Below are 16,587 nucleotides of genomic sequence, written 5' to 3'. Positions count from 1 at the left end.
GGGGAACAAGATTCGTGCAGTGATCATCAGCAACCGTCGCATCACGGGCCTGACGGGCGATGTGATCGCTGAACTCGTAGCCGAGATAGGTCCGTTGTGGCATGAGCGTCACCAGGCCAAGCTGGCCTCCCGGCTGCGGAGGCGGGCCGTGGGCGGCGGGCCGAAACACCGCCTGGTGTTCGTCGACCGCTTGCTGGCCACCCTCGTCCATCTTCGGCACGGCGCCACCCACGACGTACTGGCCTGCTGGTTCGGCGTTGACCGCTCGACCATCACACGAGCTGTCAACGAGGTGCGGCCTCTGCTCGCCGAGCGAGGCTGCACCGTCAGCCCCGACGTGCGGCTGCGAACCCTGGCCGAGGTCGTCGACCACCTCGGCTCGAGCGGGACGACCGGCATCATCGACGGCACCGAGATCCGCGTCCGGCGACCCGCCGCAGGGCGCAAGGACCGGGACAAGTTCATCTCTGGCAAGAACAAGCAGAACGCCGTCAAATCCATGGTGGTCACGGACGGCGTTGGCCGCGTGCTGTGGTGCAGCCCCGCTCGTCCCGCGAGCTGCGCGGACATCACCCACGCCCGCCAGTTGGGGCTGGTCACGCTCCTGGCCGACGCGCCCGCGCTCGAGATCCTCGCCGACGCCGGCTACCAGGGCCTGGGCGCGCAGACCGGCGGCCGGGTGGTGACGCCCCCGCACCGTAAGTTCAAGAAGAACGCCCCGGACTGGTACGAGGAGATGTACGAGCGCCAGCGCAAGGCACACTCCTCGCGCCGTATCCGGGTCGAGCACGGCATCGCCCACCTGAAGAACTGGCGGGCCCTGGCCCGCCACCTCGGCCGCCGCGAGCACATGAGCGACAACGTCCAGGCCATCGCCGGCCTGCTGTCCCACCAGCAGACCGCGGACCTGCACTCGACACGGCAGACGTGAGCACGGGCCCCACCGAGGCTCTCGACGTCACACCGCTTGTCGTGCACGAGCTCGTTAACGGACATCAGATTCCGCAACTGGGCCATCAAGCATGCTGAGCAGCGAAGTTATTACTGTACGAGCACGACTTGACCGACGCCACACCCGGACAGCACGCCACCGGGACGGTCCACGGCAAGCCGAAGCCGAGCAGGCCCACGGCCGGCCCCATCGGCAGCCTTGACGTCGGTCTGACCCGCTGATCGCCGGCAGCGGGCCCGTGACGAACAGCGGGACGCTCTCGAGGTGACGGCCGATGGGCCTCCGAGTGGCGTTCCGCGGACAGCATCCACGCTGTTCACTGAGTACTTCGCCCGGCCGGGGAGACGTCCTGGGGAGTCGCCGCAGAACTGCCACGGCCTGACCGACGCAGCTTCGGCCCCACCTTGCCCCGAGGGGTTCAAACGCCCTTGGTGAAGATCCGCCCTGTCTCGTCGGTCCAGGCCTGCAGACGCAGTGTCCGGTCCTGGGCGACGGCGCCGCCCACGCCGACCGCCACACCACCGGCACCCACTGCGCCGCCGACGCCGGCCACGGCGGCGCCCCCGGTGAAGACGGCCACCCCGGCCAGGATCATGGGAATGCCGAGGACGGCGCCGATGATCGTGGCGGTCAGGAGAACCCCGAAGACGATCATGCCGATTCCGGACAGCACACCGAGGAGGCCGACACCCCCCACTGCCACGCCCGTTGCGGCACCGGTCGCGCCCACGCCGACGGCCGCCGCGCCGTTGGCAGGGTGAGTCCGGGCGAGGAGTACCGCTCCGGGCATGCGGTGGACCTGTGCCCATCCTTGAGCCGCCATGTGTCCGATGAACCGGGTCAGTTCCGCTTCCCGCTGTTCCGGGGTGATCGGGCTGCCGTAGCCGGGGAAGACCTCGCGGGCGGGAGCATCCGCGCCCCACTGCGGCGCCTTCAGCGGTGCGCTGTTCTCGGCCTTCTCCGGCCGAGGTTCCTGCCTGCGGTCCTTCATGGCTCTGCCCTCTGCCATGGCTCTGGCCTCTGCACCTACCCGAAACACCCCTCTACGTCCATTACACACCTGATTGGCGGTATTGAGCGATCGCGAGGAGGCCCCAGGGCAGGCGGGGCCGCCTTGAGGCCTCCTCGCGAACAGGTCTCCGGTCGGGTCAGGACTTCGTGGTCCGGGAGCGGAGCATGCGGCTCACCGCGTCCGAGCGTTCCAGGAGGTTGTTGCGGACCACCGGCGTCGCCTCGCGCGACAGCCGCTGCGCCTGTTCGATGTACGCGGAATCGACGGCATGCGGAGAGAAGAGGCTGCTCGCGAAGACCATCGCCGGGATCATTCCGCCGCGGTGCAGATGCGGGATCAGCTCCAGGTAGCGCTGGGTGTAGGGCGTCAGCAGGGCGTCCTGGGCGGGACGCCAGAACGCCGCAGCCACCTGGCGGACCGAGTTGACGGGGACCGCGCGGTCCACCGCCAGCTTCTGCCAGACCTCAGCCTTCGCGGCGGGGTCCGGCAGGGCGGCCCGTACGGTGAGGGCGCGCACCCAGGCGTCGGGGTCCGGATCACGCTCCAGCAGGTGCGTGGCCTCGGACGAGACGTCCCCTCCGAATTCCGCCTCACGTGCGAGTACGCGCCAGCGCAGATCCACGTCGTCGCCCGCCTGCTCGCGGAGCCAGGCCAGGTCGTCCGGGTGCGTGGCGGTGCGGGCCAGTCCGCGCAGGGCGACGCGGCGGCGGCCGGAGTCCGCGGCGAGGCGACGACAGGTGTCCGCCACCGCCGCTGTCAGCCCGGGACGTTCGCTGTCCGGGGCCCACAGTTCGGCGATGTCCGCGGCCAGGGTCAGACAGGGCTCGATCACGGCGTCGGACGTCTCGGCGGCGAGGACCGCGGTGATGCAGCGCCCGGCTTCCGCAGCGGTGGCCTCGCCCGTGGTCAGCATGTCCCACACGGTCGCCGTGGCCACGCCGCGGGAGATGGCCGTGGGCAGGTGCGCGGCCGTGCGGAAGAAGGCGTCCCTGGTCGTGGGGTCGGGTCGGGTCGTGGCGAAGGTGAGGTCCTCGTCGTTGATCAGCAGGATGTCGGCGTCGGAGGGCAGGCCGGTGACCGGAGTGCGGGGCTGCGTCACCTCGACGCGCACCAGAGCCGTGCGCTCCAGGGCTTCCCCCTTCCTGCCGTACGCGCCCACCGCGAGTACCTGTGGGCGTGGTGTGCCGGCCGCCACCAGCGTGACGGCATCCCCGTCGCGTTCCAGTGCGAAGCGGTCGGTGCCGGCCGTCGCGAGCCAGGCCGCGCGCCAGGTGTCCAGGTCCCGTCCGCCGGCCTTCGAGAGGGCGTCGATCAGGTCCTGGAGCGTGGCGCTGCCCCAGGCGTGGCGGGCGAAGTAGGCGGCCATGCCGGCTCGGAAGTTGTCCTCGCCGACATATGTCATGAGCTGCTGGAGGACGGAGGCGCCCTTGGGATAGGTGATGTTGTCGAAGATCGACGCCGCCTGGGCGACATCGTGGATGGGCTGGTGGATCGGGTGCGAGACGGGACCCTGGTCGGAGAGGTACGCCGCGAGTTTGTCGTCCGCCAGGTGGCTCGCCCACGCGTCGGTGTACCGGGTGGCGCGCTCGGCGGCCCAGTTGCAGGCGAACTCCGCGAAGGCCTCGTTCAGCCAGAGGTCGTCCCACCAGCGCATGGTCACGATGTTGCCGAACCACATGTGCGCCATCTCGTGCAGCAGCACCTTCGCGAGTAGTTCACTCTCGGCGGGCGTCGGCGTGGCCCGCCGCAGGAACCCGTCCGACCAGGTCACGCAGCCGTAGTTCTCCATCGCCCCGCCGAACTCGGGCACGAACACCTGGTCGTACTTGCGCTGCGGGAACGGCATCGCGAAGGCCTCGCCGTAGAAGGCGAGGCCCTGGCGGGTGAGGGTGAAGATCTCGTCGGCGTCGCGGTCGAGGATCGGAGCGAGGGAGCGGCGGGCGTACAGGCCCAGGTCGTGGCCGTCGGCCTCGCGGCGGATCTCGTGGAAGGGGCCCGCGTTGATGACGGTGTTGTACGTCGACAGGGGCGGGGTGTCGGGGAAGGTCCAGCGGCGGGTCTTCGGCCCCAGCTCCTCGACGCGCGGGTCGCCCGCGTTACTGGTGACGGTCCATGCGGAGGGTGCCGTCACGGTGAAGGCGTGCGGGGCCTTGAGGTCCGGTTGGTCGAAGCACGCCCAGACGTACCGGGCCTCGTCCGGTTCGAAGCTCATCCACACGTAGACCTCGCCGTCCGCGGGGTCGGTCGCCCTGTGCACGCCCTCGCCCGTGGCCGTGTCGGCCTGGACGCTCTCCACCCGCAGCACGTTGTGCCCGGCGAGCGTCGGAAGGGGGATCCGGCCGTCCCCGGCGGGGGTGAGCGGGTCGCCGTTCAGCGTGGCACTGCGCACCTCTGCCGCGCAGTCCACGAAGGTCGACGCACCCGGCTCGTGACAGCTGAAGGTCACGGTGGAGACGCACCGGACTTCCGGTCCGTCGCTCAGGCCGGTGAGGTCGACCTCCACGTCGTACCGCTCGACCGTCAACAGCGTGGCCCGGCACTCGGCTTCGGTGCGGGTCAGGCTCCGGATCTCCATGCGTCCTCCCTCGGCAGACAGCGCGGCGTCAGCCTATGACGGAGCCCAGCTGCGGACGCAGGGGTTTTCGGCATGCCGAACGGCCCTCGGAGGTGGTGGGCGCGCTGGCATGATGCGGGGCCATGGGAAAAAGGGACGACAGTGACGAGGCGTACGTGGTCGGTCTCTGTGATCGGGTTCTCGGGGAGACGGCCTCGCGCCAGCACACCTTCGACTGGCTGCTCGGGGACCCCGGGGCGGGCGGCCGGCGCGCCAGGCTGCCGGTCGACGCCCACTGGCCCGGTCACCAACTCGTGGTGGAGTACCGGGAGTTGCAGCACGACGAGGCAGTGCCCCACTTCGACAAGCCGGACAGGCTGACCGTCAGCGGGGTCCACCGCGGCGAGCAGCGCGCCCTGTACGACGCCCGGCGCGAGACGGAGATCCCGGCACACGGTCTCCGGCTGGTCGTGATCCGGCCGGCCGACCTCGACGCGGACAACCGCGGGCGCCTGCGCCGCAGCCGGGAGGCCGACCTGGTGGTGCTGCGGAAGATCCTGGCACGGGCCGGCGACGAGGACCGGGTCACCGACGCCTTCCGCACCTGGCTGTTGGCCCAGGGCTGGACACCGGTCGAACCCACGGACCGCTGGACCGACCTGGAGGCCGTACGCGGAGCCGAGCGGTTGATCTGCGAAGCCAAGGGCCGGACCAGTGAGAAGGGCATCGACGCGGACATCGCCTACGGGCAGCTCCTGCGCCGTATGACGAGCGAGGCACCACATGTCCGCTACGCGCTGGTCGTGCCGTCCTCGTCCGTGAAGGCCGTCGAGCGCGTTCCGGCCCATGTCCGCAGGCTGTTGAGGATCGACGCGTACGAGGTGACCGACGATGGGGCGGTGTTCCGGCTGCCGGGGTAGTCACCCGCCCCGCCGGCTGTCGGGGAGGCCGGAACCGAGGGCCGGGTCGCCTCCCCCACAGGGCGGGACGGGACGAGGTGGCGTGAGGGCTCTCGCGCCACCTCGTCCCGGCGGAAGGGGGATCAGGCGCCGACGTACGCCGCGAGGTGTTCGCCGGTGAGCGTGGAGGGGGACGCGACAAGCTCGGCGGGGGTGCCCTCGAAGACGATCCGGCCGCCGTCGTGACCCGCGCCCGGGCCGAGGTCGATGATCCAGTCGGCGTGTGCCATGACCGCCAGGTGGTGCTCGACGACGATGACCGACTTCCCGGAGTCGACGAGCCGGTCGAGCAGGCCGAGCAACTGCTCGACGTCCGCGAGGTGAAGGCCGGTGGTCGGCTCGTCGAGGACGTAGACGCCGCCCTTGTCGCCCATGTGCGTGGCCAGCTTCAGCCGCTGCCGCTCGCCGCCGGACAGCGTGGTGAGCGGCTGGCCGAGGCTGAGATAGCCGAGTCCGACGTCGGAGAGCCGCGCGAGGATGCGGTGCGCGGCCGGCGTGCTCGCCTCGCCCGCGCCGAAGAACTCCTCGGCCTCGGTCACCGACATCGCGAGCACCTCGCTGATGTCGCGGCCACCGAGGCGGTATTCCAGGACCGCCGCCTGGAACCGCTTGCCCTCGCAGTCCTCACAGGGAGTGGCGACGCCCGCCATCATCGCCAGGTCGGTGTAGATGACCCCCACGCCGTTGCACGTGGGGCAGGCGCCTTCGGAGTTGGCGCTGAACAGCGCCGGCTTCACGCCGTTGACCTTCGCGAACGCCTTGCGGATCGGGTCGAGCAGGCCGGTGTACGTCGCCGGGTTGCTGCGCCTGGAGCCGCGGATCGCGCCCTGGTCGATCGACACCACGCCCTCGTCGGCGTGGATCGATCCGTGCACGAGCGAGCTCTTTCCGGAACCGGCGACACCGGTGACGACGGCGAGCACACCGAGCGGGATGTCGACGTCGACACCCTGGAGGTTGTGCGCTGTCGCGTCCCGGATCTCCAGTGCCCCGGTGGGCGTGCGCATCGTCTCCTTGAGGGCGGCCCGGTCGTCGAGATGACGGCCGGTGACGGTGTCCGTGGCCCGCAGCCCCTCGACCGTGCCCTCGAAGCAGACGGTGCCGCCCGCCGTTCCGGCGCCGGGGCCGAGGTCGACGATGTGGTCGGCGATCGCGATCGTCTGGGGCTTGTGCTCCACGACGAGCACCGTGTTGCCCTTGTCCCGCAGCCGCAGCAGCAGGTTGTTCATGCGCTGGATGTCATGGGGGTGCAGGCCGATCGTGGGCTCGTCGAAGACGTAGGTGACGTCGGTGAGGGAGGAGCCGAGGTGGCGGATCATCTTCACGCGCTGCGCCTCGCCGCCGGACAGCGTGCCCGAGGGCCGGTCGAGTGAGAGGTACCCGAGACCGATCTCCACGAAGGAGTCGAGGGTCTGCCGGAGCGCTTCGAGCAGCGGTGCCACGGACGGCTCGTCGAGGCCCCGTACCCATTCGGCCAGGTCGCGGATCTCCATCGCGCAGGCGTCGGCGATGCTGATCTTGTCGATCTTCGACGACCGGGCCCCTTCACTGAGCCGGGTGCCGTCGCACTCGGGGCAGGTGGCGAAGGTGACCGCCCGCTCCACGAACTCCCGGATGTGCGGCTGCATCGCCTCCTTGTCCTTGGACAGGAACGACTTCTGGATCTTGGGGATCAGTCCTTCGTACGTGAGGTTCACCCCGTCGACCTTCACCTTGACCGCCTCGTGGTGGAGGAAGTCCTGCATCTCCTTCTTCGTGTACTTGCGGATCGGCTTGTCGGGGTCGACGAAGCCCGACTCGGCGTAGACCCGCACGGTCCAGAAGCTGTCGGACTTCCAGCCGGGGATGGTGAACGCGCCCTCGGAAAGGGACTTGGAGTCGTCGTAGAGCTGCGTGAGGTCGATGTCGGAGACCGCACCCCGGCCCTCGCAGCGCGTGCACATGCCGCCGGTGCGGTTGAAGGTCGCCTTCACCGTCTTCTTGGCACCGCGTTCGACGGTGATCGCGCCACTGGCCCGCACCGAGGCGGTGTTGAAGGAGTACGCGCTCGGCGGGCCGATGTGCGGCTTCCCGAGCCGGCTGAAGAGGATGCGCAGCATCGCGTGGACGTCGGTGGCGGTGCCGACGGTCGAGCGGGGGTCCGAACCCAGCCTCTGCTGGTCGACGGTGATCACCGTGGTCAGCCCGTCGAGGACGTCGACCTCGGGGCGTGCCAGCGTCGGCATGAAGCCCTGTACGAACGCGCTGTACGTTTCGTTGATCATCCGCTGGGACTCGGCGGCGATCGTGTTGAACACCAGCGAGCTCTTGCCCGAGCCGGAGACACCGGTGAACACCGTGAGGCGGCGTTTCGGGATCTCGATGCTGACGTCCTTGAGGTTGTTCTCGCGGGCGCCGTGCACGCGGATCATGTCGTGGCTGTCGGCAGCGTGCGGCGCAGGCGACTGCGTCTTCTGTCTGCTGGCCATGCTCATCGTGTCTCCATCTCTTCGCGGGGGCCGCCTGCACGGTCCCCGTGGGCGTCGCCTGGCTCGATCCAACCAGTTTCGAGCGGTACGTCTGGGTCTGCTGCGTCTTTTGCTTCGTCGGCGGTCAGGGCTCGCCGCTCCGGTCCCGCTCGCTTGGGCGTCGCTCTCGTAGGCGTCGCTCTCGTGGTCCGGCTCCCGGCGAACGGCCCGGGCACCGGGCACCGGGCACCGGGCACCGAGACGTTCAGCGCCTTTCCTGGATGCGGACCATGTTGCCCGCGGGGTCCAGGAAGGCGCAGTCGCGGACACCGTACGGCTGCTCGGTCGGCTCCTGGACGATCTCGCCGCTGCCGGCCGACCGCAACCGCTCGAAGGTGGCGTCCAGGTCGGTGGTGGCGAGCAGGACGCGGGCGTAGGTGCCCTTGGCCATCATGTCGGCGACGGTGCGGCGTTCGTCGTCGGTGACGCCGGGGTCGGTGACGGTGACCGGCGGTTCGAGGACGATGGACGTGCCGGGCCGATCGGCCGGGCCGACCGTGATCCAGCGCATTCCCTCGTATCCGACGTCGTCACGGACCTCGAAGCCGAGGGCGTCGCGGTAGAAGGCCAGGGAGGCCTCCGGGTCGTGGTGCGGGAGGAAGCTCGCGTGAATGGTGACATCCATGGCGACCACGCTAGGCGTGGCCCGCGGGCCGGCGCTTCTCAATTCCTGACCGATCCGGTCGTCCGTGCCGCCCGGCGGACCGTCGTACCCGCCGCCGTACCCGCTGGCGCACGTCCTGTCCGGCGCGGACAGTCGTGAAACCGGTATGCCGGCCGCCCGGTGGGCCGGCTCCAGACGGCAGGGCGTCCGGCGGTGAGCGGTCCACCGGCGTGTCCTTACCTGCCCGTGGTGGTGATACGGGTGACGGCCTCGAGGGTCAGGGCACGGTCGTGGGGCTCGCTCTCCAGTGCTCGGTGCAGGGTCAGGCCCTCGATGAGGGCGTCGAGCTGGCGGGCCGTGTCCGGGTCGAAGTGCTTCTCCAGATGCGTTCGGCTGCGGCCCATCCACGCGTGGGTGAGTTCCCGGTAGGCCGGCTGCCGGGCCGCGAGGATGTACAGCTCCTGGGTGAGTACGAGATCACGCTGACTCCCCTCCGACAGGACGTGGACGAGGTCCGCCACTGCCTCGCGGGCCTGGTCACGGTCGGTCGGCGTGGCGAGGTGGGCGTCGAAGACGGCGACGATGTGGTCGGCGAAGCGGGTGAACGCCTCCCGGAACAGCTGGTCGATGCCGGTGAAGTGATACGTCATCGATCCCAGGGGGACGCCGGCACGCGCTGCGATCTTCCGGTGGGACACGCCGGCAACTCCCTCGTCGGCGATGAGGTCGAGGGTGGCGGCGATGATGCGTTCGCGGCGCTGCGGGTCGGTGTGTCCGGTGGCCATGACGGGGGCCTTCAGAGGGTTCGGACCGGGCGGGCGGGGTTGCCCACGGCGACGACGCCCGCGGGCACGTCCTTCGTCACGACCGCACCGGCGCCGATGACGGAGTTGTCCCCGATGCTCACTCCGGGCAGGACGATGGCGCCCGCGCCGAGCCACACGTTGTCCCCGATGATGATGGGACGGGCGGCTTCCAGTTTGTCGCGCCTGGGCTGCGGCTCCAGGGGGTGGGTGGGGGTGAGCAGTTGGACGTTCGGTCCGATCTGGCAGTCCTCGCCGATGGTGATCGCCGCGACGTCCAGCGCGGTCAGGTTGTAGTTGACGAAGGTGCGCGCGCCGATCGTGATGTTGCTGCCGTAGTCGACGTGGAGCGGCGGCCGCACATGTACCCCCGGGCCCACGAAGCCGAGCAGCTCGGCGAGGATCGGCCGGGCCGCGTCGGCGTCCTCGACATAGGCGGCCTGGTAGCGGGCGGCGAGCCGTACGGCCTGCTGCTGCCGGCGGGCGATCTCGGGGTCGTCGGCGATGTAGAGGTCGCCCGCCATCATGCGTTCGAGGTTCGAGCGCGGGTCCTGCGCGAAGTGGTCCGTCGACATGCGTACGATCGTACACTTCACGTCGGTGTGCGGCCCGGGAAACCGGGACGCCCCAAGGGCTCCGCTCACCGGCGCCGGGGCTGCAGCACTCCGGCGAACACGAGGACGAGCAGTCCGGCGAGGGGCACCACCAGCAGCCCCACCCGCAGGTCGGTCGCGTCGGCGACCAGACCGACGACGGGCGGGGAGAGCAGGAAGCCCAGGCGCATGAGCCAGGAGACGATGGCCAGCCCCGAGCCGGGCTTCAGGCCGGGCAGTTCATCGGCTTCGTGCATGGCCGCGGGTACCAGTGTCGCCACTCCGAACCCGGCCGCGGCGAACCCGAGAATCGTCCCGGGCACCGTGGGTACGGCCAGCGCCAGGCCCATCCCGACCGCGGCGACGAGACCGCCGGCCCGGGCCACCGTGCGCTGACCGAACCGGTCGACGAGCCGGTCGCCGATGCTGCGGCCGATGAACTGGGCTCCCACCAGCGCGATGTAGCCACAGGCCGCCAGCGTCACCGACGCGGACAGCGAGTCGGAGAGATAGAGCGCGGCCCAGGAACTGCCCGCGTCCTCGACGAGCGTGCCGGCCGTGGCGATGAGGACGAGAGCGGCCAGGACGTACGCGGTGCGTCGGCCCTTCGTCTCCCGCGCGGGCTGTCGCTCCTCACGCCCGGCGGGGTCGGACGCGGCTTCCGGCTCGACGTCCGGACCGGGCAGGCAGAACCGCAGGGCGACGCACGCGGCGATCGTGAACACGGCTGCCGAGATCGTCAGGTGCTGCCCCCGCGAGAGGCCGAGCGCGATCGCCGCGGCGGCCATGGATCCGCCGACGACGGCCCCTATGGACCAGATCGCGTGGAAGGAGTTGATGATGGAGCGGCCGTATCGGCGCTGCACCCGCAGTCCGTGGGCGTTCTGCCCGACATCCGTGATCGCGTCCATCGCTCCGGCCAGGCACAACGCCGCCGCGAACAGCAGCACGGAGTCGGCGAGGCCCGCGACGAGAATGCCCGCACCCGTCAGCAGGGTGCCGGCCACGGCCGCCCGCGCCGACCCGAGGCGGCGGATGACCACACCTGCCGCGAGGCCGGCCGCGATGGCGCCCGCCGGGAACGCCGCGACGGCCAGGCCATAGGCGGCGTTCCCGATCCCCAGATCCGCCTTGATCTGCGGAAACCGTGGCAGGAGGTTGGCGAACAGGGCCCCGTTGGTGAAGAACAGCACGGCGACGGCCACACGGGCCTGCCGCTCGGCCGGCGCGGGTCGGCCCAGTACGTCAACAGTCATGCGGACGAGCCTATAGCGGAAGCGTACGAACGTACACTCCCGATTGTTTCTGCGTACATCCGTCACCGGCGGTGAGGGCTGCGACCGAGGGTTCCGCCGGCCGCCGACGCGAGAAGGGCCACACCGAGACCCGTGGCACGGCCGCCGGAGAACACGGTCGGGCCGGACCGCCTTCACCGTCCGCGGCGGGAAACGGGGAGGCGGGGCCGGGCCGACGCACATGCCGGCCCTGCCCCGCCTCGTCCCTGCGTGACCTACTTGCTCGCGGCGAAACGCATCAGGGCCTGCTCGTCGCCCTGCTTGATCTTCCCCGTCTCGTTGATCACCTGCAGCTTCCAGGCTCCACCGGCCCGGATCGCCTTGGCCACGGCGCAGCCGTTGTCGTTGCTCAGCAGGCTCGGCCAGATGTCCGCGACCTGCTGTGTGCTGCCCCCGCTCGCGTCGTACACCTTGAAGCTGATGTTCCGCGCCTTCTGGAAGGAACTGCTCTTCTTGTACGCGGCGGCGACGAAGACGATCGACGTAATGTTCGCCGGGACGCGGGCGAACTCGACGGTCACCGTCTCGTCGTCACCGGCACCCTTGCCGGTCTGGTTGTCTCCGCTGTGCACCAACGAGCCGTTGCCCAGCGGATCGAGGGAGTCCAGGCCCGCGAGGCGCACCGGGTCCGATCCCTGCATCGCGATGGCGATCAGGTCGAGGTCCGTACCCGTCTTCTGGCGCAGCTTGCCGATGAGCCCGCCACTGCTGCCGACGGTGGGGTCCCAGGACACCCCGATCGACAGATGCGTCACTCCGTCCAGGTCCGCCGGGCCGTCTTCCTTCGTAAGCGTGATCATGCCTGTCCCTCTTGATCGTGGAATTGCCTGTATGCAGTGTGCCTCGCCTCCTGCCCCACCCATAGCCCAGGCCCCGCGATCCCCCTCCCCCACATGCCGTTTCCCATGCCGTCACCAAGCCGGCAAGGGCGCACCGAACCACCACGGGGGTCACGGCCGAGGCCGCCGACGGCACCCCAGGGTGTACATCCCAGGGCTGACGCATCACCCGTAAATCCACCGAAGGCCCGATGCCGGCCGACGGTTCACCCTGAAGGGTGGCGGGCATGGGTGAATCCAGAACGCTGACCAAGCGTCAGAAGAGTTCCCTGACCGGCCGGTTGGCCGCAATCGTGACCGCTCTCTGCCTCGCCTCGGCCACCATGGCCGTGCAGACCCCGCCCTCTTCCGCCGCGTCCGGAGCGGCCGGCGAGAGAGTCGCCGAGGGCCGACGCACGGCCCACATCAGCCGGACCGAGTACGGCGTCCCGCACATCCGGGCGCGGGACTTCGACGGACTCGGATACGGGTACGGATACGCGTTCGCGCAGGACAACGTGTGTGAACTCGCCGACCAGGTCGTGACGTTGCGGGGCGAACGGTCCCGCTTCTTCGGGGGCGACGCGCAGTCCGGGCAGGAGTCCGACCTGGCGAGCGACACGTACTACAAGGGGCTGCTGCGCGCGGGCACCGTCCGGCGACTCCTCGGCCAGAAGGCACCGCTGGGACCGACGACGGAACTGCGCCGGATGGTCGAGGGGTACGCGGCCGGGTACAACCGCTATCTGCGGGACACGGGCGTCGACAAGCTGCCGGACCCGCGCTGCAAGGGCAGGCCGTGGGTGCGCTCGATCACGGCGCTCGACCTGTGGAGCCTCGTGTACGACGTCAACGGAGCCACCGGAGCGGCCCCGCTGGCCCCGACGATCGGCGACGCGAAACCTCCGGCCGCGGGAGGGGACGGCACGAAGGCCGCGGCCACTTCCGGGACCAGGGCAGCTGTGGCCCTCGTCCAGGGGCGGCGGGATCCCGCCGCGGCCGCCTTCGGCAGCAACGGATGGGCGCTCGGCCGGGACGCCACCCGCAGCGGAACCGCGATGGTCCTGGCGAATCCGCACCTCCCCTGGGTCGGCGGCAACTTCCGCTTCTACCAAGTGCAGTTGACGATCCCGGGCACCCTGGACGTCTCCGGCGCCGGCCTGTACGGCACACCGCTGGTCCTGATCGGGCACAACCGCGAACTCGCCTGGACGCACACCGCGAGCGACGCCCAGCACGCCTCGCTCTACGCGCTCAGACTCGTGCCCGGCGATCCGACCAGCTATGTGGTCGACGGCAGGACCGAGCGGATGAAACGCCGCACCGTCCCGGTCGCCGTCCGCGACAAGAACGGCGAGCTGTCGACCGTCGAGCGGACGCTGTACACCTCACGGTACGGACCCGTCCTGTCGGTCGGCTGGACCACGAAGACCGCCTACGCCCTACGGGACGCCAATGCCGACAACCTGCGTTCCATGAACACCTGGCTGGCCATGGGCAAAGCCGACGACCTCGGTGAGCTGCGCGCGGCCCAGGACACCTACCAGGGCATCCCCTGGACCTACACCCTCGCGGCGGACACCGGCGGCGACACGTACTTCACCGACTCGTCCTCGGTCCCGCACCTGACCGACGAACAGCTGGCACGCTGCACCCTCCCGGGGAGCGAGGAGGTGCCCGGCGCCCTGGACGGTTCGACGTCGGCCTGCGCGTGGGGCAGTGACCCCGACGCGCTCGTGCCGGGCGTCCACGGTCCGTCCCACCAGCCCAGGCTGAACCGCACCGACTACGTCGCGAACTCCAACAACGGCCCCCGGTACACGAATCCGCAATCCCCGCTCACCGGCCTCCCGGGCACCTATGACGACGCACCACGCCTCGGCCAGCGCGCCCAACTCGGACTCGACATGATCGCGGGACGCCTGGCCGGCACGGACGGACTCGGTGCCCCGGGCTTCACCCGGAGCACCCTGCGCGCCTCGATGCTCGGCAACCGCGTCCTGTCGGCCGAGACGGGGCGCGACGACGTGGTCGGCATGTGCCGCGCCCATCCCGACCTCAAGGCCACGGACGGCACGGAGGTCGACGTACGCGAGGCCTGCGCGGCCCTGGCCCGCTGGGACACCCGTGCCGACGCCGACAGCCGGGGCGCCGCGCTCTGGACCACCTTCTTCGACCGCCTCCTGGAAACCGGCCCGCCCGACACCTGGCGGCGCGTCCCCCACGACCCGGCGCAGCCGCTCACCACACCGCGCGGCATCAAGGGCGACGACGTTCGCGTCCGGCGTGCCCTGGCCGACGCGGTCCAGGACTTCGCAGCCCGTGACCTCCCCGTCGACTCCGAACTGGGCGACGTACAGAAGTGGGCCGGTATCCCCCTGCCCGGCTGCAACGGCGACAAGGGCTGCTTCAACGTCCTGGAGGCGGGCCCCGACTCGGGCACGGGCACACCGGCCGCGGGCGCCTTCGGCACCAGCTTCCTGATGGCTGTCGAACTGACCCCCGACGGCCCCCGCACCCACACCCTCCTCACCTACGGTCAGTCGGCGAACCCGGCCTCCCCGCACTACACCGACCAGACCCGGCTCTTCTCCGGCAAGAAGTGGGTCACCGAACGCTTCACGGCGGCGGAGATCGCACACGACCCCGCCCTCGAGGTGATCACCCTGCGCGACTGACCCACCGGACACCGTCCGACGGCGGGTGCCGATCACGTCGGCCGGGTCAGAAGCCCACGTCGGCCTCCCGGTAGGCCGGCCGCCGGCGGACCCGGCCGGCCTGTTCGTAGGCGTAGGCCAGGCGGAGCAGGACCGGCTCGCTCCATGCCGTGCCCATGAACGTCAGCCCGACGGGCAGGCCGAACGCGAAGCCGGCCGGGACACTGATCGCGGGGTAACCGGCAAGGGCGGCGGGCGTCGACGCGCCGCCGCCGTGGCTGTCCCCGCGGATCAGGTCGATCTTGGCCGGCGGTCCGGTGGTCGGCATCACCAGCGCGTCCAGGCGGTACTGCCGCAGCACCGCGTCGATCCCCTCGGCACGCGAGAGCCGGTGGTTGGTGGCCAGCGCCTCACGGTACTCACGCTCGCCGAAGTCCAGTCGGTGCACCGCCTCCAGGCCGTCCTGCCGCACATAGCGCAGCTCGCTCTCGGCGTGTTCACGGTTGAACGCGATCAGCTCCGCCAGGCTGCGCGGGTGGTCACCGGGGGCGCCGGAAAGGTAGCCGTTCAACCCCCGCTTGATCTCGTACGCCTGGACGACCATGGAGCTGGGGAGGTCCTCCAGTTGCTCGGCCGTCGGGATGTCGGCCGGGTCGACCACCGTCGCCCCGGCCTCGCGCAGCACGGCGATGGCCCGCTCCGCGATCTCGTCGGCATGGTGGCTGTAGCCGAAGTACACCGTCCTCGGTACGCCGATACGCGCCCCGCGCAGCCCGTCGGCGTCCAGGAACCGGGTGTAGTCGCGGTGGAAGTGACCGCGGCTCGCCTTCGTCGCCGGATCACGGCCGTCGACACCGACGAGGGTGCCCAGCAGGATCGCGGCGTCGCGGACCGTGCGCGCGATGGGGCCGACGCTGTCCTGACTCGGCACGCCGGGGATCACACCGCCGCGCCCGACCAGTCCGACGGTCGGCTTCACCCCGACGACGCAGTTGGCCGAGGCCGGGTCGATGATCGAGCCGTTGGTCTCGGTACCGATCGCGGCGACGCACAGACCGGCCGCGGCGGCGACCGCGCTGCCGGAACTGGACTCGTTCGGCGACCGGTCCAGCTTGTACGGGTTCCGGGTCTGCCCACCCCGGGCGCTCCAGCCGGCGTGGTGGGTGAGCGACATCCCGCCCGCCCACTCGCTCAGGTTCGTCTTGCCGAGGATGACGGCACCGGCTGCGCGCAGCCTGGCGGCGACGGTGGCGTCGGCCGCCGGACGCAGACCCCGCAGGGCCAGTGATCCTGCCGTCGTGTGCATCCGGTCCGCGGTCTCTACCAGGTCCTTCAGCAGGACGGGCATGCCGTACAGCGGTCTGCCGCGATCACCTTCGGCGTCCAGCCGCCGGGCCTCCCGCAGCGCGTCGGGATTGACCTCGATCACCGACCGCAGGAGCGGGTCGATGCGCTCGATGCGCTCAAGGTGGTGGCGGGTGAGCCGTTCGGCGTCGAGCCGTCCGTCGTCCATCAGGCGACGCAGTTCGCTGATGCCCAGTTCCTCCAGCCCCTCGGACGAGGCCTGCTGCGCGTTCGCGGGGCGGGCCCGGGCGGTGGCACCGCCGAGCCAGGGGGTGGCGGCCGTGGCGGTGCCGAGCGCGAGCACGGCGCGGCGTGGGGTGTTGATCCGGTCCATTCGGTGCGGCTCCAGCGGTGAGGTGATCGGTTCAGTGGTGTCCGTGCGGAGAACTCCGACAACGTCCGTAATCCCCGGTTGGTGCGCGGCCCGGGCAATCCCGTCCGGGCGACGCGGAAGCATGGGCACGGGTGGCGGCACGTGAGGTGGGCGGT

General features: G+C 70.6%; 12 protein-coding genes. 3 read left to right on the top strand and 9 right to left on the bottom strand.

Translation table 11 applies throughout. From position 1 onward, the window contains the following. Nucleotides 1-931 (top strand): transposase (locus KUF83_RS23310; RefSeq protein WP_254644087.1); only part of this gene is annotated, 931 nt, incomplete at its 5' end. 439 nt (nt 932-1,370) lie between these two features. On the opposite strand, the gene KUF83_RS23305 is transcribed toward KUF83_RS23310, so the two are convergent. Both KUF83_RS23305 and pepN read right to left on the bottom strand, forming a co-directional pair. Further along, complete coding sequence (locus tag KUF83_RS23305; protein ID WP_217456734.1) at nt 1,371-1,961, bottom strand: DUF5362 domain-containing protein; 591 nt, start codon at nt 1,959-1,961, stop codon at nt 1,371-1,373. Nucleotides 1,962-2,100: 139 nt separating this feature from the next. Continuing rightward, the gene (pepN, locus tag KUF83_RS23300; RefSeq protein ID WP_217456733.1) at nt 2,101-4,539 is read right to left on the bottom strand and encodes an aminopeptidase N; all 2,439 of its coding nucleotides are present in this window, start codon (nt 4,537-4,539) and stop codon (nt 2,101-2,103) included. A 122-nt stretch (nt 4,540-4,661) separates the two neighbouring features. On the opposite strand from pepN, the gene KUF83_RS23295 reads away from it, so the two are divergent. Further along, nucleotides 4,662-5,438, top strand: coding sequence for a hypothetical protein (locus KUF83_RS23295; protein WP_217456732.1), 777 nt, complete (start codon nt 4,662-4,664; stop codon nt 5,436-5,438). Nucleotides 5,439-5,560: 122 nt separating this feature from the next. Here KUF83_RS23295 and KUF83_RS23290 read toward each other — a convergent pair whose 3' ends face one another. The 6 genes from KUF83_RS23290 to KUF83_RS23265 all read right to left on the bottom strand — a co-directional run bounded on the left by KUF83_RS23290 (nt 5,561) and on the right by KUF83_RS23265 (nt 12,079). Beyond that, nucleotides 5,561-7,951, bottom strand: coding sequence for an ATP-binding cassette domain-containing protein (locus KUF83_RS23290; RefSeq protein ID WP_374106137.1), 2,391 nt, complete (start codon nt 7,949-7,951; stop codon nt 5,561-5,563). 238 nt (nt 7,952-8,189) lie between these two features. Next, complete coding sequence (locus KUF83_RS23285) at nt 8,190-8,609, bottom strand: VOC family protein (RefSeq protein WP_217456730.1); 420 nt, start codon at nt 8,607-8,609, stop codon at nt 8,190-8,192. Between the two features lie 215 nt (nt 8,610-8,824). Then, the gene (locus tag KUF83_RS23280) at nt 8,825-9,373 is read right to left on the bottom strand and encodes a TetR/AcrR family transcriptional regulator (protein ID WP_217456729.1); all 549 of its coding nucleotides are present in this window, start codon (nt 9,371-9,373) and stop codon (nt 8,825-8,827) included. 11 nt (nt 9,374-9,384) lie between these two features. After that, entirely contained in the window at nt 9,385-9,966 is a 582-nt protein-coding gene (locus KUF83_RS23275; RefSeq protein ID WP_217456728.1) for a sugar O-acetyltransferase, read from the bottom strand. 65 nt (nt 9,967-10,031) lie between these two features. Beyond that, complete coding sequence (locus KUF83_RS23270; protein WP_217456727.1) at nt 10,032-11,240, bottom strand: MFS transporter; 1,209 nt, start codon at nt 11,238-11,240, stop codon at nt 10,032-10,034. Nucleotides 11,241-11,494: 254 nt separating this feature from the next. After that, nucleotides 11,495-12,079 (bottom strand): TerD family protein, encoded by a 585-nt coding sequence (locus KUF83_RS23265; RefSeq protein WP_217456726.1) that lies wholly within the window; start codon nt 12,077-12,079, stop codon nt 11,495-11,497. A 266-nt stretch (nt 12,080-12,345) separates the two neighbouring features. Here KUF83_RS23265 and KUF83_RS23260 point away from each other — a divergent pair, with 266 nt between their 5' ends. Further along, nucleotides 12,346-14,775, top strand: coding sequence for a penicillin acylase family protein (locus KUF83_RS23260; protein WP_217456725.1), 2,430 nt, complete (start codon nt 12,346-12,348; stop codon nt 14,773-14,775). Nucleotides 14,776-14,821: 46 nt separating this feature from the next. On the opposite strand, the gene KUF83_RS23255 is transcribed toward KUF83_RS23260, so the two are convergent. After that, nucleotides 14,822-16,432 carry an amidase gene (locus KUF83_RS23255; RefSeq protein WP_217456724.1) on the bottom strand — a complete coding sequence of 537 codons (1,611 nt, stop codon included), beginning with the start codon at nt 16,430-16,432 and terminating at the stop codon, nt 14,822-14,824. Between the last annotated feature and the right edge of the window lie 155 nt (nt 16,433-16,587).

This window comes from Streptomyces sp. BV286 (genome assembly GCF_019090165.1).
Lineage (GTDB): Bacteria > Actinomycetota > Actinomycetes > Streptomycetales > Streptomycetaceae > Streptomyces.
Note: the sequence above shows the minus strand (reverse complement) of the source record. Positions and strands in the feature narration are given on the sequence as shown.

Bases quoted from the DNA above. Each gene is read 5' to 3' on its own strand.
- KUF83_RS23260 (WP_217456725.1), top strand. From the start codon at position 12,346: ATGGGTGAATCCAGAACGCTGACCAAGCGTCAGAAGAGTTCCCTGACC.
- KUF83_RS23290 (WP_374106137.1), bottom strand. From the start codon at position 7,951: ATGAGCATGGCCAGCAGACAGAAGACGCAGTCGCCTGCGCCGCACGCT.
- pepN (WP_217456733.1), bottom strand. From the start codon at position 4,539: ATGGAGATCCGGAGCCTGACCCGCACCGAAGCCGAGTGCCGGGCCACG.
- KUF83_RS23305 (WP_217456734.1), bottom strand. From the start codon at position 1,961: ATGGCAGAGGGCAGAGCCATGAAGGACCGCAGGCAGGAACCTCGGCCG.
- KUF83_RS23275 (WP_217456728.1), bottom strand. From the start codon at position 9,966: ATGTCGACGGACCACTTCGCGCAGGACCCGCGCTCGAACCTCGAACGC.
- KUF83_RS23255 (WP_217456724.1), bottom strand. From the start codon at position 16,432: ATGGACCGGATCAACACCCCACGCCGCGCCGTGCTCGCGCTCGGCACC.
- KUF83_RS23280 (WP_217456729.1), bottom strand. From the start codon at position 9,373: ATGGCCACCGGACACACCGACCCGCAGCGCCGCGAACGCATCATCGCC.
- KUF83_RS23285 (WP_217456730.1), bottom strand. From the start codon at position 8,609: ATGGATGTCACCATTCACGCGAGCTTCCTCCCGCACCACGACCCGGAG.
- KUF83_RS23270 (WP_217456727.1), bottom strand. From the start codon at position 11,240: ATGACTGTTGACGTACTGGGCCGACCCGCGCCGGCCGAGCGGCAGGCC.
- KUF83_RS23295 (WP_217456732.1), top strand. From the start codon at position 4,662: ATGGGAAAAAGGGACGACAGTGACGAGGCGTACGTGGTCGGTCTCTGT.
- KUF83_RS23265 (WP_217456726.1), bottom strand. From the start codon at position 12,079: ATGATCACGCTTACGAAGGAAGACGGCCCGGCGGACCTGGACGGAGTG.